The organism is Mycobacterium sp. 29Ha, assembly GCF_032883055.1.
Lineage (GTDB): Bacteria > Actinomycetota > Actinomycetes > Mycobacteriales > Mycobacteriaceae > Mycobacterium > Mycobacterium gallinarum.
On record NZ_JAMQTI010000002.1, the window covers coordinates 265,886 to 284,277 of the forward strand.

General features: G+C 66.5%; 20 protein-coding genes. 7 read left to right on the forward strand and 13 right to left on the reverse strand.

The window, feature by feature from the left end:
- Positions 1 to 36: 36 nt before the first annotated feature.
- Both ilvN and M1248_RS03870 read right to left on the reverse strand, forming a co-directional pair.
- A complete protein-coding gene (ilvN, locus tag M1248_RS03865) occupies positions 37 to 543 on the reverse strand; it encodes an acetolactate synthase small subunit (RefSeq protein ID WP_163725751.1) in 507 nt (168 codons plus the stop codon).
- Positions 543 to 2,396, reverse strand: coding sequence for an acetolactate synthase large subunit (locus M1248_RS03870; protein ID WP_317147586.1), 1,854 nt, complete (start codon positions 2,394 to 2,396; stop codon positions 543 to 545). The genes ilvN and M1248_RS03870 overlap by 1 nt, the downstream gene beginning before the upstream one ends.
- A 359-nt stretch (positions 2,397 to 2,755) precedes the next feature.
- On the opposite strand from M1248_RS03870, the gene M1248_RS03875 reads away from it, so the two are divergent.
- Entirely contained in the window at positions 2,756 to 3,097 is a 342-nt protein-coding gene (locus tag M1248_RS03875; protein ID WP_163690562.1) for a PH domain-containing protein, read from the forward strand.
- 4 nt (positions 3,098 to 3,101) lie between these two features.
- Here M1248_RS03875 and M1248_RS03880 read toward each other — a convergent pair whose 3' ends face one another.
- On the reverse strand, positions 3,102 to 3,935 hold the full coding sequence (locus M1248_RS03880; protein ID WP_163725746.1) for a DoxX family protein: 834 nt from the start codon (positions 3,933 to 3,935) through the stop codon (positions 3,102 to 3,104).
- 140 nt (positions 3,936 to 4,075) lie between these two features.
- Here M1248_RS03880 and M1248_RS03885 point away from each other — a divergent pair, with 140 nt between their 5' ends.
- Entirely contained in the window at positions 4,076 to 5,197 is a 1,122-nt protein-coding gene (locus tag M1248_RS03885) for a PQQ-dependent sugar dehydrogenase (RefSeq protein ID WP_317147587.1), read from the forward strand.
- A gap of 56 nt (positions 5,198 to 5,253) precedes the next feature.
- Here the strand turns inward: M1248_RS03885 and M1248_RS03890 are convergent, their stop codons facing one another.
- Both M1248_RS03890 and M1248_RS03895 read right to left on the reverse strand, forming a co-directional pair.
- The gene (locus M1248_RS03890; protein WP_317147588.1) at positions 5,254 to 5,571 is read right to left on the reverse strand and encodes a multidrug efflux SMR transporter; all 318 of its coding nucleotides are present in this window, start codon (positions 5,569 to 5,571) and stop codon (positions 5,254 to 5,256) included.
- A gap of 2 nt (positions 5,572 to 5,573) precedes the next feature.
- Complete coding sequence (locus M1248_RS03895) at positions 5,574 to 6,308, reverse strand: 3-oxoacyl-ACP reductase family protein (RefSeq protein WP_163725740.1); 735 nt, start codon at positions 6,306 to 6,308, stop codon at positions 5,574 to 5,576.
- Positions 6,309 to 6,406: 98 nt separating this feature from the next.
- On the opposite strand from M1248_RS03895, the gene M1248_RS03900 reads away from it, so the two are divergent.
- Positions 6,407 to 7,018, forward strand: coding sequence for a TetR/AcrR family transcriptional regulator (locus tag M1248_RS03900; RefSeq protein WP_317147589.1), 612 nt, complete (start codon positions 6,407 to 6,409; stop codon positions 7,016 to 7,018).
- Here M1248_RS03900 and gatB read toward each other — a convergent pair.
- From gatB to M1248_RS03925, 5 genes are read right to left on the reverse strand one after another with little or no spacing between them, the layout of a single operon-like run.
- Entirely contained in the window at positions 7,015 to 8,517 is a 1,503-nt protein-coding gene (gene gatB / locus M1248_RS03905; protein ID WP_163725734.1) for an Asp-tRNA(Asn)/Glu-tRNA(Gln) amidotransferase subunit GatB, read from the reverse strand. The two genes, M1248_RS03900 and gatB, sit on opposite strands and share 4 nt — an antisense overlap.
- A 23-nt stretch (positions 8,518 to 8,540) precedes the next feature.
- Positions 8,541 to 9,572 carry an ATP-dependent 6-phosphofructokinase gene (locus tag M1248_RS03910; protein ID WP_163686237.1) on the reverse strand — a complete coding sequence of 344 codons (1,032 nt, stop codon included), beginning with the start codon at positions 9,570 to 9,572 and terminating at the stop codon, positions 8,541 to 8,543.
- Between the two features lie 17 nt (positions 9,573 to 9,589).
- Entirely contained in the window at positions 9,590 to 11,074 is a 1,485-nt protein-coding gene (gatA, locus tag M1248_RS03915; protein ID WP_317147680.1) for an Asp-tRNA(Asn)/Glu-tRNA(Gln) amidotransferase subunit GatA, read from the reverse strand.
- A 5-nt stretch (positions 11,075 to 11,079) separates the two neighbouring features.
- Positions 11,080 to 11,379, reverse strand: a complete 300-nt coding sequence (gene gatC / locus M1248_RS03920; protein ID WP_163725731.1) for an Asp-tRNA(Asn)/Glu-tRNA(Gln) amidotransferase subunit GatC — start codon at positions 11,377 to 11,379, stop codon at positions 11,080 to 11,082.
- 11 nt (positions 11,380 to 11,390) lie between these two features.
- Entirely contained in the window at positions 11,391 to 11,765 is a 375-nt protein-coding gene (locus tag M1248_RS03925; RefSeq protein ID WP_163725728.1) for a MerR family transcriptional regulator, read from the reverse strand.
- A 70-nt stretch (positions 11,766 to 11,835) separates the two neighbouring features.
- Between M1248_RS03925 and M1248_RS03930 the strand changes: the two genes are divergently transcribed.
- Together M1248_RS03930 and M1248_RS03935 are read left to right on the forward strand one after the other, a co-directional pair.
- Positions 11,836 to 12,306 carry an SRPBCC family protein gene (locus tag M1248_RS03930; RefSeq protein ID WP_163725726.1) on the forward strand — a complete coding sequence of 157 codons (471 nt, stop codon included), beginning with the start codon at positions 11,836 to 11,838 and terminating at the stop codon, positions 12,304 to 12,306.
- Between the two features lie 90 nt (positions 12,307 to 12,396).
- Positions 12,397 to 13,053, forward strand: a complete 657-nt coding sequence (locus tag M1248_RS03935) for an amino acid-binding protein (protein ID WP_163725724.1) — start codon at positions 12,397 to 12,399, stop codon at positions 13,051 to 13,053.
- A gap of 1 nt (position 13,054) precedes the next feature.
- Here M1248_RS03935 and M1248_RS03940 read toward each other — a convergent pair whose 3' ends face one another.
- Together M1248_RS03940 and ligA are read right to left on the reverse strand one after the other, a co-directional pair.
- Positions 13,055 to 13,309, reverse strand: a complete 255-nt coding sequence (locus M1248_RS03940; RefSeq protein WP_163725721.1) for a hypothetical protein — start codon at positions 13,307 to 13,309, stop codon at positions 13,055 to 13,057.
- A 63-nt stretch (positions 13,310 to 13,372) separates the two neighbouring features.
- A complete protein-coding gene (ligA, locus tag M1248_RS03945; protein WP_317147681.1) occupies positions 13,373 to 15,445 on the reverse strand; it encodes an NAD-dependent DNA ligase LigA in 2,073 nt (690 codons plus the stop codon).
- A 104-nt stretch (positions 15,446 to 15,549) separates the two neighbouring features.
- Here ligA and M1248_RS03950 point away from each other — a divergent pair, with 104 nt between their 5' ends.
- Positions 15,550 to 15,957 (forward strand): MmcQ/YjbR family DNA-binding protein, encoded by a 408-nt coding sequence (locus M1248_RS03950; RefSeq protein ID WP_163725718.1) that lies wholly within the window; start codon positions 15,550 to 15,552, stop codon positions 15,955 to 15,957.
- Positions 15,958 to 15,991: 34 nt separating this feature from the next.
- Positions 15,992 to 17,599, forward strand: coding sequence for a 4-coumarate--CoA ligase family protein (locus M1248_RS03955; protein WP_317147590.1), 1,608 nt, complete (start codon positions 15,992 to 15,994; stop codon positions 17,597 to 17,599).
- On the opposite strand, the gene M1248_RS03960 is transcribed toward M1248_RS03955, so the two are convergent.
- Positions 17,585 to 18,355, reverse strand: a complete 771-nt coding sequence (locus tag M1248_RS03960; RefSeq protein ID WP_317147591.1) for a hypothetical protein — start codon at positions 18,353 to 18,355, stop codon at positions 17,585 to 17,587. The genes M1248_RS03955 and M1248_RS03960 overlap by 15 nt on opposite strands.
- Positions 18,356 to 18,392: the final 37 nt, after the last annotated feature.

An 18,392-nucleotide genomic window follows, 5' to 3' on the forward strand; every position in this document is an offset into this window, starting at 1 on the left:
TGACTTTCCTTCTCTTTGCTCTTCTACTGATTGGGATTATTTGACGGTGCCGATGCCGCGCGGACCGCGCGACAGGGACACCACACCGGACTGCACGAGCTCGCGGATTCCATACGGCTCCAACACCCTCAGCAGTGCCTCGAGCTTCTCCGGGGTGCCGGTCGCCTCGACGGTCAGCGACTCTGTAGAAACATCAACGACCTTGGCGCGGAATAGATTCACTGCCTCGATGACCTGGCTGCGCGTGGTTGCGTCGGTGCGCACCTTGATGAGCGCCAGCTCCCGAGCGACCGCGTTGTCCTCGTCCTGTTCGACGATCTTGATCACGTTGACCAGCTTGTTGAGCTGCTTGGTGATCTGCTCGAGCGGTGAGTCCTCCACACTCACCACGATCGTCATCCTGGACATGTCCTTCTGCTCGGTCGCACCGACCGCGAGTGACTGAATGTTGAAGCCACGCCGTGAGAACAGCGACGCGACGCGCGCCAGCACGCCGGGCTTGTCCTCGACGAGCACCGAAAGGGTGTGGGTGTTGACGGCCATCAGGCGTGCCCCTCTTCGTTGTCGAACAGCGGGCGGATACCGCGCGCGGCCTGGATCTCGTCATTGCTGGTACCTGCGGCCACCATTGGCCACACCTGCGCGTCGGCGCCGACGATGAAGTCGATGACGACGGGACGGTCGTTGATCTCCCGTGCCTGCTGGATGACGGACTCCACGTCTTCGGCACGCTCACAGCGCAATCCGACACAGCCGAGGGCCTCGGCCAGCTTGACGAAGTCCGGGATGCGGTGTGAATGCGTGGCGAGATCGGTTTGGCTGTAGCGCTCCTCGTAGAAGAGCGTCTGCCATTGCCGCACCATGCCCAGATTGCCGTTGTTGATGATCGCGACCTTGATGGGCGCGCCCTCGACGGCACACGTCGCCAGTTCCTGATTGGTCATCTGGAAGCAGCCGTCGCCGTCGATGGCCCACACCTCGGCTTCCGGACGGCCGAACTTGGCCCCCATTGCCGCCGGCACCGCGAAGCCCATGGTGCCGAGGCCGCCTGAGTTCAACCAGGTCTTGGGATTCTCGTACTTGATGAACTGCGCGGCCCACATCTGGTGCTGCCCAACGCCTGCGACGTACACCGCGTCCGGGCCCGCGATCTTGCCCAGGGTCTCGATGACGTACTCGGGCGAGAGGCTGCCGTCGCTCTGCGCGCCGTAGCTCAACGGGTAGGTCGACTGCACGCCGCGCAGATACTCCCACCATTTGTCGGTCTGGATCGATCCGATGCTGCCGTCGCGCCGTAGCACCTCGATCAGGTCGGTGATCACAGCTTTGACGTCGCCGACGATCGGCACGTCGGCGTGGCGGTTCTTACCGATCTCGGCCGGGTCGATGTCGGCGTGGATCACCTTGGCTTCCGGCGCAAAGGAATCCAGCTTGCCGGTCACCCGGTCGTCGAAGCGCGTACCCAACGCGATCAGCAGATCGCTGCGCTGCAGAGCGGCCACCGCGGCCACGGTGCCGTGCATCCCGGGCATGCCCATGTTCTGCGGATGGCTGTCCGGGAACGCGCCGCGGGCCATCAGGGTGGTGACGACCGGGATCCCGGTCAGCTCGGCCAGATTCAGCAGTTCGTCGGTGGCCTCGCCGCGGATCACGCCGCCGCCCACGTACAGGACCGGCCTGCGGGCCGACGCGATCAGTTTGGCGGCCTCACGAACCTGGCGGTTGTGCGGCTTGGTGTTCGGCTTGTAGCCGGGCAGATCGATCTGCGGCGGCCAGCTGAACGTGCACTGCCCCTGCAGCACGTCCTTCGGGATGTCGACCAGCACCGGGCCCGGGCGGCCCGACCGCGCGAGGTGGAAGGCCTCGGCCATCACCCGCGCGATGTCGTCGCCGTCGCGGACCAGGAAGTTGTGCTTGGTGATGGGCATCGTGATGCCGGAGATGTCGGCTTCCTGGAACGCGTCCGTGCCGATCAGCGCGCGCCCGACCTGCCCGGTGACCGCGACGACGGGGATCGAGTCCATGTAGGCGTCAGCCAGCGGAGTGACCAGGTTGGTCGCACCCGGACCCGACGTCGCCATGCACACACCGACCTTGCCCGTGGCGTGTGCATAGCCACTCGCGGCGTGGCCAGCCCCCTGCTCGTGACGCACCAGGACATGGCGCAACTTCTGCGAGTCGAAAAGCGGGTCATAGACCGGCAACACGGCACCGCCGGGGATGCCGAAGATGGTGTCGACGTCGAGTTCCTCCAGCGACCGGATTACTGCCTGCGCTCCTGTGAGCTGGTGCGGCGCAATGCGTTTGGACGGCGCCGAGCTGGGCTTGGGTGCGGCAGGTGTCCCGTTCGGCGCGGTGTCCGACTGCTCGGGCGGTCGCGTGGTGGGTGCGCTCACGATCTTCTCTCTCTGTTCCTGGTTGTTTCTAGGATCTCAAATCGGTGGTGGGGCAAGAAAAAACCCCCGTCAGCTGGGCTGCTGTACGAGGGTCGCGCGTCGATGCTGTTGGCTATGCCCGGGCGAGGGCTAGCGCGGCATCAACGCGCTTCCCAATTACTACGAGCACTCCCGGGGCCTGCATAACACTTGACGGTAGCCTCCGCACAGGTCAGCGGTCAAATTCCCGGCACCGCCGGGGCGGCCAAATTCCCGGCACCGCCGGGGCGGCCAAATTCCCGGCATCTCGCCCGCAGTGCCAAACTGGCCATGTGAGCGCCGACACCGATCCGCAGCCCGTCGTCATCCGGATTTCCCCGATGGCACATTTTGCGGTCGGATTCTTCACGCTGGGCCTGCTGGCGGTGATTCTCGCCGGTCCGCACTGGGTTGCGCTCCTGCTCGTCATCCCGATCCTGCTGTCGATCGCGGTGGTCAGGTACCGCACGATCGCCGACGCCACAACGGTGACCGCTCGGACCCTGCTGGACAGCCAGACCGTCGGCTGGGATGACATCGACGGCCTGCGGTTCGGCAGGTCGTCCTGGGCGACCGCGCAGCTCAAAGACGGCGGCGAACTCCGACTCCCCGCGGTGACGTTCGCGACGTTGCCGCAGCTCACCGAGGTGAGCGCGGGCCGGGTGCCCAACCCCTACGCGTAACGCGCTAACCCAGCGGATTGCCGCCGTTGAGCAGCACCCAGGCCGCCACACCGACGCCGACCGCAAGCAGCAACGCGATGAACGAGCCGACAAAGGGACGTCGGGCCCAGCCCCGTCCGGCGTCGAGACCGTACCGGCCGGGACCGGTCAGGATGAGCGCCGCCACTGCGCCTGCCAGGAACACCTTGTATTCGTGGCCATCGGTGAGGAACAACGCCAGCCTGGCCTCTTCGTGGGCCGCCATCGCCTCGGCGAGCAGGCCGGTCACCAGGTATGCCAGCGCGCCGGCCGCCGCCACCGGGGTGAAAAGACCGAGCATCAACAGCAGGCCCGCGGCGATCTGACCAAAGGTCGTGACGTAGGTCAGGATGTCGGCGTATTTGAAGCCCATCGTGCTCAACGAATCGCCCCAGCCGTCCAGGCCGGGGCCGTCGAACAATCCGAAGGCCTTCTGCAGTCCGTGCGCGATCAGGATCGCGCCGATGCCGAGGCGCAAGAAGAGAAGACCGAGATCCTGGGTGCCGCGGCGGTCATCGCCCCGGGTGTGAGCGTCGATATCCGGCCCGTACTCGGCCGGTTCTGCGCCATACAAGGAATGCCGACCGCCCGGCTGGACGTACGGCAGCGGTTCGGGCTCGTTGAGCAGCCCGAAGCCGCCGGCGGTTTCGGAAGAAGACCGGCCGGAGTCGTACGGCGGGATCGCCGTCGTTTCGAAGTCGCCGGCGTAATTCGCGGACGGAAGATCGTCCTCGGGGTCGACCAGGCTCGCCGTCATGGGGCGCCCGGCCGCGTCGTCGGGCCGCTGCCACGCGCTTGGGTCGTGGGGTTGACTGGTCACGACCCCCAGCGTAAGGGCTATTCACCTGTGATCCGAGGATTGGCGCGGCGCTTTCGGGCGACCATTTCGCGGGCCTTTTCCGCGTACGGCGCAAGCATGTGCGTGGCGCGCACCACCGAACGATCCGTAATCTGGCTCGCATGAGACTGCGCCGGCCGATGCGGGCTGTGTTCGCCGTGGTGTGTGCGGCGTTGCTGGTGGCGTCGGGCTGCGCGCGATTCGACGATGCGCAATCGCAACCGTTCACGACCGAGCCGGAACTGAAGCCCGGGCCGTCGTCGAAGCCGCCGCCACCTCCGCCGCTGCCGCCCAAGCCGTTCCCCAAGGAATGCCCGGCGCCCGGCGTCATGCAGGGCTGCCTGGAAAGCACGAGCGGCCTCATCATGCTGCCCGACAGCCAGTCCGCGTTGGTGGGCGAACGCACGACCGGCGCGGTCAAAGAGGTGTCGGTGCGCGCCGAACCGAAGGTCAAAGTCGTCCTGCCCGTCGACGGGTCCGGTGACGGCGGGCTCATGGACATCGTCTTGTCGCCGACGTACGCCCAGGACCGGCTGATGTACGCCTACGTCAGCACCCCGACCGACAACCGGGTCATCCGGATCGCCGACGGCGACATTCCCAAGCCGATCCTGACCGGCATCCCCAAAGGCGCGACCGGTAACACCGGGTCGCTGATCTTCACCAGCCCGACCACCCTGCTAGTACAGACGGGCGACGCCGGTGACCCCGCTCAGGCCGGTGATCCTCGCTCACTGGCCGGCAAGTTGTTGCGGATCGAGCAGCCGACGACGGTCGACCAGGCGCCGACGACGACGGCGCTGTCCGGTTTGGGCGCCGGCGGTGGGGTGTGCATCGACCCGTCGGACGAGTCGCTGTACGTCACCGATCGCACACCGACCGGTGATCGCCTACAGAAGATCGCCAAGGACTCCAAGGTGTCGACCGTATGGACGTGGCCCGACCGCCCGGGCGTCGCCGGGTGTGCGGCATTGGACGGCACCGTGCTGGTGAACCTCGTCAACACCAAACAGTCCGTCGCCGTTCGCATGGCACCGGACACGGGCGCGGTCACCGGCGATCCCGAGGTGGTGCGTCAGGACCAGCACGGCCATGCGTGGGCGATGGCGGTCTCGCCCGACGGCAACGTCTGGGGCGCGACCATCAACAAGACGGCCGGTGATGCCGAGAAGCTCGACGACGTCGTCTTCCCGCTGTTCCCGCAGGGCGGCGGCTTCCCGCGCAAGAACGAGGACGCTACGTAAACATCGCTGGGGCACTTCGGTTTTCGCTGCAGCGCCGAACAGCGAGCCGTTGCGCTTCAGGCCTCGACAAGGCGTAGTCCAACGATGCCGACGACGATGATCGACAGGAACAACACCCGCGCCACACTGACGGTCTCACAGAACAGGACCATGCCTGCCACCGCAACACCGACCGCGCCGATACCGACCCACACGGCGTAGCCGGTACCTGCAGGCAACTGCCGAAGCGCCACCGCGAGCAGAGTGAAGCTGAGCACAGCTCCGCCGATACCGATGACACTCGGCCACAGTCGGCTGAGGCCGTCGGATTGTTTGAGCGCGGTGGCCCAGACGATTTCGAGCAGGCCCGCGCAGACTAGAATCACCCATGCCATGGTCAGGCGTTCGTGCCGCCGTCGACGGTGAGCACTGCTCCGGTGATGTATGACGCGGCGGGACTTGCCAAAAACGCGACAGAGTCGGCGATCTCGCGCGCATCGGCGTACCGGCCGAGGGCGGCCGCCGCACGCTGTTCATCGGCCGTGTGACCGTCGACGGGATTCATGTCGGTATCGGTCGAGCCAGGTTGGACGACATTCACTGTGATCCCCCGCTCGCCGACATCACGGGCGAGTCCCTTGGTGAAGCCGATGAGAGCGGACTTGCTCATCGCGTACAGCGCGATGCCCGGATACGGCACGCGCTGCGCGAGATTGCTTCCGATGCTGATGATCCGGCCGCCGGCCGACATGTGTCGCACCGCGGCCTGGCTCGCCAGATACACCGCGCGGACGTGAATGGCGAGGGTGCGGTCGACGTCCTCGGCCGGCACGTCGTCGATGACTCCGAACGGGTAGATGCCCGCATTGTTGACGAGGATGTCCAGCCCACCCAGCTCGTCGGCGGTCTGCTGGACCGCGGTCACCACCTCGTCGGCGGCGGCGCTGTCGGCCTTGACGGCGAACCCTCGGCGGCCGTGGGCGCGGATGCGGTCAACAACCTCGTCGGCCCGCTCCTTGGACTGGGCATAGGTGATGGCCACATCTGAGCCCTGCTCGGCCAGTCGCTCGGCGATGGCCGCCCCAATCCCCCTGCTGCCGCCGGTCACCAACGCAACGCTCGATTCAGACATCCAATCCTCCTTTTTGTGTCGTTCGATACAAAATTAAATGCGGAGGCTACACTTGTCAACGGATTCTTTGTCGTTCGATACATAAAGGGAGGTAGCGCATGGCGACGCGTGGGAGACCCCGCGCCTTCGACCGCGACGAGGCCCTGCGGCGCGCCATGGAGGTGTTCTGGGAGCACGGCTACGAAGCCACCTCGATGAGCCACCTCACGGCGGCGATGGGCATCAGTTCCCCCAGCCTCTATGCGGCGTTCGGCTCCAAGGAGGAGCTTTTCCGCGAGGCGGTCGCCTATTACAACGACACCTTGGGCGCGACGGCCGCCGCCGAGCTTCGGGAGCGACCGACTGCGCGGGAGGCGATCTCGGCGGTGCTGCGCCACCACGCGGTCGTCTTCTGCGACCCCGACAATCCCCGAGGATGCATGATCGTGCTCGCGGCGACCACGTCCGGCGACGACACCCGGTCAGTCCACGAGTATCTCGCGCAGTGGCGAATGGCCCTCGAGACCGACTTTCGCGAACGCATCGAACGCGGGATCGCCGAGGGTGACGTACCGGCCGGCGCCGACGCCGCCGCGATAGCCGCGTTCTACAACACGGTGAACCACGGGATGGCGATTCAGGCTCGCGACGGCGCCGATGTAAAGAAGTTGTCGTCGATAGCCGAGGGCGCGATCGCGGCGTGGGACGGACTGGTCGGGCAGGTGGCCTAACTGCAGGCGGCGAGCACCAATTCGCGTACGCGGGCCGCGTCGGCTTGGCCCTTGGTCGCCTTCATCACCGCGCCGACGATGGCGCCGGCGGCCTGCACCTTGCCGCCGCGAATCTTTTCCGCGACATCGGGATTGGCAGCCAGGGCCTCGTCGACGGCAGCCTGGATCAGCGAGTCGTCGCGCACGACGGCGAGTCCCCGATCGGTCATCACCTGTTCGGGCTCACCTTCGCCGGCCAAGACGCCCTCGACGACCTGGCGCGCCAGCTTGTTCGACAGCTTGCCCTCGTCGACGAGCTTCACCACCGCGGCGACCTGCGCCGGGGTGATCGGGAGCGCCTCGAGTTCCACTCCCGCTTCATTGGCCTTCTGCACCAGGAAGTTTCCCCACCAAGCGCGCGCGGTATCACTGGTAGCGCCGTGTTCGACGGTTGCGGCAATCAGGTCGAGAGCTCCGATGTTCACCAGATCGCGCATCACCTCGTCGGAGATGCCCCAGTCCTGCTGAATCCGATTGCGGGTCAACCACGGTAGCTCGGGAATGGTGCCCCGCAGCCGTTCGACGAGTTCTGCGCTCGGTGCGACCGGTTCGAGGTCGGGCTCGGGGAAATACCGGTAGTCCTGTGCGGTCTCCTTACTGCGACCGGCGGTCGTGTAACCGTCTTCGTGGAAGTGGCGAGTCTCCTGAGTGATCTTGCCGCCCGCCTCGAGAATTGCTGCCTGACGACGCATCTCGTACCGGACGGCGACCTCCACGCTCTTGAGCGAGTTCACGTTCTTGGTTTCGGTGCGTGTGCCGAACTCGGTGGCACCCTTGGGCTTCAGCGACAGGTTGGAGTCGCAACGCATCGAGCCCTGGTCCATCCGTACGTCGGAAACTCCCAAGGCGCGCAACAGATCTCGCAGCGCGGTTACATACGCCTTGGCGATCTCCGGCGCGCGTTCGCCGGTGCCCTCGATGGGCTTGGTGACGATCTCGATCAGCGGCACACCGGCGCGGTTATAGTCGAGCAGCGACGTGGTCGCACCCTCGATGCGGCCGGTGTCGCTGCCGAGGTGTGTCAGCTTGCCGGTGTCTTCCTCCATGTGCGCGCGTTCGATCTCCACGCGCCAGGTGGTCTCGTCCTCGAGCGGCACGTCGAGGTAGCCGTTGACGGCGATCGGCTCGTCGTACTGGCTGATCTGGTAGTTCTTCGGCTGGTCCGGGTAGAAGTAGTTCTTCCTGGCGAAGCGGCCCCAGGGGGCGATATCGCAGTTCAGTGCCAGTCCGATCCGGATGGCCGACTCGACCGCGGATTGGTTGAGCACCGGCAATGAACCGGGCAGGCCCAGGCACACGGGGCACACCTGCGTGTTGGGTTCGCCGCCGAATTCGTTGGTGCACCCGCAGAACATCTTGGTGGCGGTGGAGAGTTCGACGTGGACTTCCATGCCCATCACGGGGTCGTAGCGGGCAATGACCTCGTCGTAGTCGAGAAGCTCAGCGGCGGCGACAGTCATGACTCCGATCTTAGTGAGAGGACTCAGCCGAAGAACTCGGCGGCGTCGTCGTAGCGGCTCTGCGGCACCAGCTTGAGCTGACGCACCGCGTCGGCGAGCGGCACCCGACCGATCTCCTGACCGCGCAGCGACACCATCATCCCGTACTCGCCCGCGTGCGCGGCGTCGGCGGCGTTGACCCCAAAACGGGTCGCCAAGATTCGGTCGTACGGGGTCGGGGTGCCGCCGCGCTGGACGTGGCCGAGCACGGTGACCCGCACTTCCTTGTTGATCCGCTTCTCGACCTCGACGGCGAGCTGCTGCGCGATACCGGTGAACTTCTCGTGGCCGAACTCGTCGATTCCGCCCTCGCGCAACCGCATTGTGCCCTCAGCCGGCTTGGCCCCTTCGGCCACCACACAGATGAAGTGGGCGTCGCCGCGGACAAACCGCTGCTTGATCAGCCGGCACACCTCATCGACGTCGAAAGGCTGCTCGGGGATCAGCGTCATGTGCGCCCCGGACGCCAGACCCGCGTTCAACGCAATCCAGCCGGCGTGGCGGCCCATCACCTCGACAAGCATCACCCGCTGATGCGATTCCGCCGTGCTGTGCAGCCTGTCGATGGCCTCACTGGCCACACCGAGTGCGGTGTCGTGACCGAACGTCACATCGGTGCAATCGATGTCGTTGTCGATGGTCTTGGGCACCCCGACCACGGGGACGTTCTCCTCCGACAGCCAGTGCGCGGCGGTCAGCGTGCCCTCGCCGCCGATGGGGATGAGCACGTCGATCCCGTTGTCGTCGAGCGTCTGCTTGATCTGATCGAGCCCGGCGCGCAGCTTGTCGGGATGCACCCGGGCGGTGCCCAGCATGGTGCCGCCTTTGGCCAGCAGCCGGTCATTGCGATCGTCGTTGGCCAGCTGAATGCGGCGGTCCTCGAGGAGGCCGCGCCAGCCGTCCAGAAAGCCGACGACCTTGGAGCCGTAGCGCACGTCGCAGGTGCGGACCACGGCGCGGATCACCGCGTTCAGGCCGGGACAGTCTCCTCCGCCAGTGAGTACTCCGATGCGCATCTGTCCATCCTGCCCCGTCAGAGCGCCGTTGGCAGCGGACCTCGCGCAACTTCATAGGCCGCTCCGACCCGATACAACCTGTCATCACCCAGCGCGGGCGCCATGATCTGCAGCCCGACCGGCAGGTTGTCGTCGGCCGACAGGCCAGAAGGCACCGACATACCGCAGTGACCCGCCAGGTTCAGCGGCAGCGTGCACAGGTCGAACAGGTACATCGCCAGCGGATCGTCGACCTTCTCCCCGATGCGAAACGCCGTGGAAGGAGTGGCCGGGGTCACCAGCACGTCGACCTTCTGGTAGGCCTCGTCGAGGTCACGCGCGATCAGCGTGCGCACCTTCTGCGCCTGGTTGTAATAGGCGTCGTAATAGCCCGCCGACAGTGCGTAGGTGCCAATCATGATGCGGCGCTTAACTTCTGGACCGAACCCGGCGGCCCGCGTCATCGCCATCACTTCCTCGGCGCTGCGCGTACCGTCGTCGCCGATGCGTAGTCCGTACCGCATTGCATCGAACCGCGCCAGATTCGACGACACCTCCGACGGCAGGATCAGGTAGTAGGCGGGCAGTGAATAGTCGAAGTGCGGGCAGTCGACCTCGCTGATCTCGGCGCCCAGCGCGGTCAGCTGTTCGACGGCGGCGTCGAACGATGCCAGCACGCCCTGCTGGTACCCATCGCCGCGCAACTGCTTCACCACACCGATCCGGACGCCTTTGAGGTCGCCAGCCGCACCGGCCCTTGCCGCCGCAACGACATCGGGCACCGCGGCGTCCACCGACGTCGAGTCCTTCGGGTCGTGTCCGGCGATCACCTCGTGCAGCAGCGCGGTGTCCAGCACCGTCCGGGCGCACGGCCCACCCTGGTCCAGCGACGATGCGCAGGCGATGAGTCCGTAGCGCGAGACCGTGCCGTAGGTCGGTTTCACCCCGACCGTCGCGGTGAGCGCCGCAGGCTGACGGATCGATCCGCCGGTGTCGGACCCGATGGCCAGCGGCGCCTGGAACGCCGCCAACGCCGCGGCGCTGCCGCCGCCCGAACCGCCGGGCACCCGGTCGGTGTTCCAGGGGTTGCGGGTCGGACCGTAGGCGGAGTTCTCGGTCGAACTGCCCATCGCGAACTCGTCCATGTTGGTCTTGCCCAGGATCGGGATGCCTGCCGCCCGCAGCCGCGCGGTGACCGTCGCGTCGTACGGCGATGTCCAGCCTTCGAGGATCTTCGACCCGCAGGTCGTCGGCATATCGGTGGTGGTGAAGACGTCCTTGAGCGCCAGCGGCACACCGGCCAGAGGTGACGGCAGCGTCTCGCCCGCCGCGACCAGGTCGTCGATCCGCGATGCCTCGGCCAGCACCTTCTCCTCGGCCACATGCAGGAAGGCGTGGTAGTCGCCGTCGGTCGCGGCGATCTGATCCAGGCAGGCGCGCGTCGCCTCGGTGGACGACACCTCCTTGGCCGCGATCTTGGCGCCCAGCGTGGCGGCGTCGAGCCGAACGATGTCCGAACTCATGCCGGTCATTCCGACTCCCCCAGGATTCGCGGGACGGCGAACCGGCCGTCGACCGCATTGGGCGCCTCGGCCAGCGCTTCGTCCTGGGTCAGGCACGGTTCGACGTGGTCGGGACGGAACACGTTGACGTCTTTGAGCGGATTGCCGGTCGGGTCGACGCCGGCGACATCGACGGCCTGAATCTGGCTGACGTGGCTGAGGATGGCGTCCAGCTGTCCGGCGAAACTGTCCAACTCGTCCTCGGCCAGCGCGAGGCGGGCCAGGCGCGCCAGGTGGGCTACCTCGTCTCGAGAGATCTGCGACACGACTCCGAAGCCTAGTCAGCCAGGCGTCCGTGCTGCCGAGCACTGTCCTCCAACCGCAACTGCTCCGCACGCAGCAGGCGACTGACGTTGCGGAGGTCGCGGATCTGTTGTTCCACGCGTGCGCGTTTGTCGGCGACGAGCCGGGCGCCGTCAGCGCAGTCGATGCCGCGGGCGCGCAGGCTTTCGAGCACCTCACGAATCTCGGCAAGGCTGAAGCCGAGCGACTGCATGCCGCGAAGCAACTTGACCTGCTTGGTCAGCGACTGCGGGTAGTCCCGGTAGTTGTTGTGCCCTCGCGGAATCTCGCCGAGCAAACCCTCGCGTTCGTAGTAGCGCAACGCGTGCCGCCCCACACCTGTTGCGGCCTCTAAATCGCTGATACGCATCACAACTCGCTTGACTGTAGAACTAACTCGACACTTTACCATCCGACCACCGACGACGAAGGAGCGTGAGATGCATCTACTGGCCGATGCGGCTGTCGACATCGCGTGCACGGACGCGCAAGCATTCGACTACGCCTGCGACCTCGAGAATTTCGCGGAGTGGTTTCCCGGTGTCATCGAGATCGTCGCACATAACGACGTGGCGTTCGCCGAGCGTGGACGCGAGTATCGCGAGACAGTCGATGTGCCGCTGCGCGGCCGTCGATCGGTGGTGATTCGAGTCGTCGAGGCCGAGGCGCCGAATCGGCTCGTCACCGATGGTGACCTTTCGATCGTGATGCCTCGGATGGAAATGCACATCAACCAGTCATCGCCCCAGGTGTGCACGGTGCGATGGCGCATGCTCAGCCGCAACCGCAACGCCCTCGCCCGTCTGCTGGTGCTGCCGATTGCGCGCATCGTGATGACCAAGCGCGCCGTCACGGGCCTGCACCGGCTCAAGGGACGCCTCGAAGGCGCTCGCTGCGACGATCATCGGTAAGCCGCTGAGCTGGCCAGACGCCGGTAAACAGCCGCAACGGGGCCAGATACCGGAATGCTGACCGGCAGGCGCTGTGCAACAGTGTTGCGCGTGCCTTCGTATCTGCTGCGGGTCCAGCTCGAGGACCGACCGGGCAGCCTCGGCTCGTTAGCCGTCGCGCTCGGCTCCGTGGGCGCCGACATCCTGTCGCTCGACGTCGTCGAACGCGGCACCGGCTACGCCGTCGACGATCTGGTGGTCGATCTGCCCCCCGGCGCGATGCCCGACATGCTGATCACCGCCGCCGAGCAGATCAAGGGCGTCTACGTCGACGCCATTCGGCCGCACACTGGCCTGCTGGAAGCGCATCGCGAACTCGAACTCATCGACCACGTCGCCGCCGCACCCGCGAAGGACAGGCTGCAGGTGCTCGCGGATGAAGCGCCGCACGTTCTGCGGGTCGGTTGGTGCACCGTGGTCGAACTGACCGAGTCCGGCCCGAAGCGTATCGTCGGCAGCCACGGGGCTCCCGAGACACAGGCCGCCGAAACCCCTTGGCTGCCAATCGAACGCGCCGAATCGCTGGACGGCGGCGCCCAGTGGGTGCCCCAGATCTGGCGTGACATGGACACGACGCTGGCGGCAGCACCGCTCGGCAACTCCACCACCGCCGTCGTGCTCGGCCGGCCCGGCGGTCCGCAGTTCCGCCCGTCTGAGGTGGCGCGGCTGGGCTACCTCGCCGGGATCGTCGCGACGATTCTTCGCTGAGTCAGGCTCCCGCGGGCACCGGGTAACGGTCGTTGACGTCAGCGTTGCTGTCCTTGCGCGCACAGTGCGCGCAGCAGAAGATCGCGTCGGGTGTCTCGATGCCGTGGCCCAGAATTCGGCACCCGCAGTGCGCGCACTCCGGCGCCAATTGCGCCGCAGCACACTCGATACTGTCGAAAGTCGCGCTCTTGTCGTCGCCCCAGGTCACGGTGAACGCTTTGTCGTAGTCATTGCCACAGGTGTCGCAGATCGCCATCACTAACTCCTTCGCAGTCACCGGTCGGGTGCCCGGTGCCGCGCGGCAACAAACGCGTACGTCCTAGACGCCGTCGGGTCCGTTCTCCAGCAGCCGGGTGAAGCCGTCTTCGTCGAGAACCGGGACGCCGAGTTCGACGGCCTTGTCGAATTTCGAGCCGGGTGAATCGCCGGCGACGACGAACGCGGTCTTCTTCGACACCGAGCTGGCGGCCTTTCCGCCGCGCGCGACGATGGCCTCCTTCGCGTCGTCACGGGAGTATCCCGTCAGCGAGCCGGTGACGACGATCGACAGCCCCTCGAGCGTGCGTTTGATGCTGGTGTCGCGTTCGTCGGCCATTCGAACGCCGGCCGCGCGCCACTTGTCGACTATCGCGCGGTGCCAGTCGACGGTGAACCATTCTGTGACCGCGGCGGCGATCGTCGGGCCCACGCCCTCGACGACCGACAGCTCCTCCTCCGTCGCGGCCATGATCGCGTCCAGGGCGCCGTATTCGGTGGCCAGCGCCCGGGCGGCGGTCGGACCGACGTGCCGAATCGACAGCGCAACCAGCACCCGCCACAGCGGTTTCGCTTTCGCCTCATGCAGATTCACCAGTAACCGCTTGCCGTTGGCCGACAGATTGCCGTCCTTGGTCTTGAACAGGTCCGTACGCAACAGATCCGAGCTGTCGATGGTGAACAGGTCACCTTCGTCCGTGATGACGCCGGCCTGCAAGAGCGCGACGGCCGCCTCGTAGCCCAGACCCTCGATGTCGAACGCGCCACGACCCGCGACGTGAAACACGCGTTCCCGCAGCTGCGCAGGACACGATCGCGTGTTGGGGCAACGGATGTCGGCGTCGCCTTCTTTGGCGGGCGCGAGGGTGGTGCCGCATTCGGGACACTCAGTTGGCATGACGAATTCGCGCTCGGAGCCGTCACGCAGATCGACGACGGGTCCCAGCACTTCCGGAATCACGTCGCCCGCCTTGCGGATCACCACGGTGTCGCCGATCAGCACACCCTTGCGGACAACCTCCGACGCATTGTGCAACGTGGCTTGGCTGACGGTGGAACCCGCAACCTTGACGGGCTCCATGAACGCGAACGGCGTGACGCGGCCGGTGCGCCCCACGTTGACCTTGATGTCGAGCAGCTTGGTGGTCGCCTCTTCGGGTGGGTACTTGTAGGCAATCGCCCACCGCGGGGCGCGGGAGGTGGAACCGAGCCGCCGCTGCAGCGCGATATCGTCGACTTTGACCACCACACCGTCGATTTCGTGCTCGACGTCGTGCCGGCGCTCGCCCCAGTACGCGATGTGCTCGGTGACGGCGTCGATGCCCGTGACCTTCGCGGTGTGGGTGGACACCGGTAGCCCCCAATCCCCCAGCGCGCGATAGGCGTCGTGCAAAGTCTTGGGTCTGAAGCCCTCGGCGTGGCCGAGGCCGTGGCAGATCATCCGCAGCCTGCGGCGCGCGGTAACCGCCGGGTTCTTTTGGCGCAGCGAGCCGGCGGCGCTGTTTCGGGGATTGGCGAACGGCGGCTTGCCCTCGGCGACGAGCCCGGCGTTGAGGTCTTCGAAGTCGGCAACACGGAAGAACACCTCACCGCGGACCTCGAGAACCTTCGGCACCGGGAATTCCTTGGTGCCGGTGAGCTTTTCGGGGATGTCGTCGATGGTCCGCGCATTCAGAGTGACGTCTTCGCCGGTGCGGCCGTCGCCGCGGGTGGCCGCGCGATCCAAGCGCCCGTCGCGATACACCAGCGCCAGGGCGACGCCGTCGATCTTGAGCTCGCAGAGGTAATGCGCGTCGTCACCGATTTCCCCCTTGGTGCGGGCTGCCCACGCCGCGAGCTCGTCAGGGGTGAACACGTTGTCCAGAGACAACATCCGCTCGAGGTGATCGGCGGAGGTGAAATCGGTGGCGAAGCCGGCGCCGCCGACCAGTTGGGTCGGCGAGTCAGGGGTCCGCAGCTCGGGGTGCTCGTCCTCGAGCGTCTGCAGTTCACGTAGCAGTTCGTCGAACTCAGCGTCGGAGATGACCGGGGCGTCGCGGACGTAATAGCGGAACTGATGACCCCGCACCTCGTCGGCCAGCTCCTGCCAGCGGCGGCGCAGGTCGGCCTCGGGGGCATCTTCTGACTGTTCGGCCAGGGTGATCTTCGGGTCAGGGGTCGCCTTCGGGCTCACTCTCGCAGGCTAGCCGAGCGCTCAGACATCGCCCCGGACACGTCGTCGGGGGCAGATACCCTGACCGCATGCCACATCCGGTGATGTTCCGCGACGACGACCCGGCGCTGGCCAAGGTGCGCACGATCGCGCTCGAATTCCCCGAGGCGTACGAAAAGGTGTCGCACGGCCGACCGTCGTTCTTCGTCACGAAGATGTTCTTGATGTACGGCGGCAGCGTCAAACCGGCGACCAAGGGTGCCGGCTATGTCCAGTACCCGCAGTCGATCTTGGTCAAGGTCGACGAGAGCGACCGTCGCGCGCTCGAGGCCGATCATCGGTTCTTCTTCCCCGCTTACCTGGGACCGGCAGGCTGGCTGGGCCTGAATCTCGCGGCGACGAAGAAACCCGATTGGCGTGAGGTCACCGAGCTGATCGACGCGTCGTATCGGTTGACCGCACCCAAGAAGCTCGTCGCTCGACTCGACGAAGCTTGACCCGCGACCGGCCGGTCATGGTTCGATCAGGGCCATGAGCTTCGCGAGCCCATTCCCCGAAGTCGATATCCCATCCTCCAGCGTCTACGACTTCCTGTTCGACCGCATCGCCGAGGAAGACCTCGACCAGATCGCCCTCGTCGATGCGAAGTCGGGCCGGGAAACCACCTACCGCGAGATGATCGCGCGTGTCGACGCGTTCGCCGGTGCGCTGACCGGGCGCGGTATCGGCGTCGGGGATGTCGTCGGGCTGCTGTCTCCGAACAGTTCCGGATTCGCCGTCGCGTTCCACGGCATCCTGCGCTCGGGTGCCACCGCCACGACCATCAACGCGCTGTTCACCGCCAAGGACATCGCCAAGCAGCTGACCGATTCGAACGCCAAGATGCTGGTGACGGTCACACCGCTGTTGGCCCAGGCGAAGGAAGCGGCCGCGGCGGTCGGGTTGGCCGACAGCGATCTCGTCGTGCTGGACGGTGAGGGCCATGAGATCGCCGGCCATCCCAACGCCGCCGATCTGATGAAGCCGGGTCTGCCGGCACCTGACGTCAGCTTCGCCCCGTCCTCCCATCTTGCGGTGCTGCCGTACAGCTCGGGCACGACCGGAAACCCCAAGGGCGTGATGCTGACTCACCGCAACCTGGTGGCCAACGTCGCGCAGATCCGACCGCTGCACGGCATGGTCGCCGACGATGTGGTGATCGCCGTGCTGCCCTTCTTCCACATCTACGGAATGACGGTGTTGCTCAACGCCGCCCTGCACGCCCGCGCACGCCTGGTCATCATGCCGAGTTTCGATCTGACCGAATTCCTGGCGAACATCGCGAACCACAAGTGCACGATCGCGTTCATCGCGCCGCCGGTCGCCGTCGCGCTGGCCAAGCATCCGCTGATCGACGATTACGACCTCGGCTCGCTGAAAGTCGTCATGTCGGGCGCCGCCCCGCTGGACGCCGATCTCGGCCAGGCGGTCGCCGACCGATTGGGATGTCGCGTCGTTCAGGGCTACGGGATGAGCGAGCTGAGCCCCGTCAGCCACATCACCCCGTTCGACGCGGGCGCGCATGACGTGAAGGGCGCCGCGCCGTTGAGCTCGGTGGGGTGGACGGTGTCCAACGCCGCGTCCAGAATCATCAACCCCGAGACGGGCGATGAAATCGAGGTCCCCACAGAGGGTCTCAGTGAGACGGGCGAACTCTGGTTCAAGGGGCCGAACGTGATGGCGGGCTACCTGAACAACGACTCGGCCACCAAGGAGACGATCGATGACAACGGCTGGCTGCACACCGGCGACCTCGCCCAGGTCGATGCCAACGGCTGCGTGTACATCGTCGACCGGCTCAAGGAACTGATCAAGTACAAGGGCTACCAGGTGCCCCCCGCCGAACTCGAGGCTGTGCTGCTCAGCCATCCCGGGATCGCCGACGCGGCGGTCATCGGAGTTGTCGACGCCGAAGGCGAAGAGGTGCCAAAGGCTTTCGTGGTCAAGCAGGCCGAGCAGGAGCTGAGCGCGGACGAGGTGATGGAGTTCGTCGCCGGTCAGGTGGCGCCGTACAAGAAGGTCCGCCAGGTGGAGTTCATCGAGACGATACCGAAATCCGCGTCAGGCAAGATCCTGCGTAAGGATCTACGAAGGACGTAGTCTCTCCGCCGCGTGCGCGGCGCGTGCCTGCCGGTAGCCGAGGACAGCACCTGCGGCCGGGATGAGCAGGAGCCCGGCGACCCCCCACAGCGGGTCCGACCAGTCGGCCGGTCGGGGTTCACCCATTTGTTGTGTCAGCACGGGCGCAGCCGGAATCCGACCCACCCATGACGGCGCGGGCGCCGGCGCGGGGGCCGGGGGCGGAGGTGGCGGCGGCGCCGCAGGCGCCGGTTCGGCCACCGGGGCCCGCCATGGCGGTTCGGAATCACGCTGCTGCGTGCCGGGTGTGCGGCCATTGCCGAAGGTCACGCGGGGAGGATCGAACCGCGCGCTCGGTACACCGGCGCGATCCATTCCGGACCCACCGGGTGTGCGCCCCGCGCCGACACCGCCGAACACGCTTGCGCCGCCTTCGGCCGAACGCGATGCTGCGCCGTCGTTGCCCGAGCCCGCGGCCAGACTCGGCGCCAACTCGGCGACGACGGCACCGTCGATTCGGCCTGAGCCGAACCGGGCCTCCGGCCTCTCGACACCACCCTGGTCGCCGTCACCGTCGCCCTTGCCGACGCGGTCTTCATCGCCGCGGTCTGACCCACCGCGTCCGTTGCCGTCGCCGTTGCTACGGTCGACACTGTTGTCGCGATCGGATTGCGGGCCGCCCGGGTCCGCGACAGCCACCGTGGCGGTCCCGCCTAGCAGGAGAAACGCCGCGATCACCCCGGCACATGCGGTGAGACGCGGGCTGAGTCGGGCCACAATTTCTCCTGCGAGTGGCAAATATGAATCGACTATG

What these genes read in the sequence shown, in the direction of transcription:
- M1248_RS03885 (WP_317147587.1), top strand. Translation starts at nt 4,076, where the DNA reads ATGAGACTGCGCCGGCCGATGCGGGCTGTGTTCGCCGTGGTGTGTGCG.
- M1248_RS03890 (WP_317147588.1), bottom strand. Translation starts at nt 5,571, where the DNA reads ATGGCATGGGTGATTCTAGTCTGCGCGGGCCTGCTCGAAATCGTCTGG.
- M1248_RS03895 (WP_163725740.1), bottom strand. Translation starts at nt 6,308, where the DNA reads ATGTCTGAATCGAGCGTTGCGTTGGTGACCGGCGGCAGCAGGGGGATT.
- M1248_RS03875 (WP_163690562.1), top strand. Translation starts at nt 2,756, where the DNA reads ATGGCACATTTTGCGGTCGGATTCTTCACGCTGGGCCTGCTGGCGGTG.
- M1248_RS03910 (WP_163686237.1), bottom strand. Translation starts at nt 9,572, where the DNA reads ATGCGCATCGGAGTACTCACTGGCGGAGGAGACTGTCCCGGCCTGAAC.
- M1248_RS03925 (WP_163725728.1), bottom strand. Translation starts at nt 11,765, where the DNA reads ATGCGTATCAGCGATTTAGAGGCCGCAACAGGTGTGGGGCGGCACGCG.
- M1248_RS03955 (WP_317147590.1), top strand. Translation starts at nt 15,992, where the DNA reads ATGAGCTTCGCGAGCCCATTCCCCGAAGTCGATATCCCATCCTCCAGC.
- gatA (WP_317147680.1), bottom strand. Translation starts at nt 11,074, where the DNA reads ATGAGTTCGGACATCGTTCGGCTCGACGCCGCCACGCTGGGCGCCAAG.
- gatB (WP_163725734.1), bottom strand. Translation starts at nt 8,517, where the DNA reads ATGACTGTCGCCGCCGCTGAGCTTCTCGACTACGACGAGGTCATTGCC.
- M1248_RS03950 (WP_163725718.1), top strand. Translation starts at nt 15,550, where the DNA reads ATGCCACATCCGGTGATGTTCCGCGACGACGACCCGGCGCTGGCCAAG.
- M1248_RS03940 (WP_163725721.1), bottom strand. Translation starts at nt 13,309, where the DNA reads ATGGCGATCTGCGACACCTGTGGCAATGACTACGACAAAGCGTTCACC.
- M1248_RS03900 (WP_317147589.1), top strand. Translation starts at nt 6,407, where the DNA reads ATGGCGACGCGTGGGAGACCCCGCGCCTTCGACCGCGACGAGGCCCTG.
- M1248_RS03930 (WP_163725726.1), top strand. Translation starts at nt 11,836, where the DNA reads ATGCATCTACTGGCCGATGCGGCTGTCGACATCGCGTGCACGGACGCG.
- ilvN (WP_163725751.1), bottom strand. Translation starts at nt 543, where the DNA reads ATGGCCGTCAACACCCACACCCTTTCGGTGCTCGTCGAGGACAAGCCC.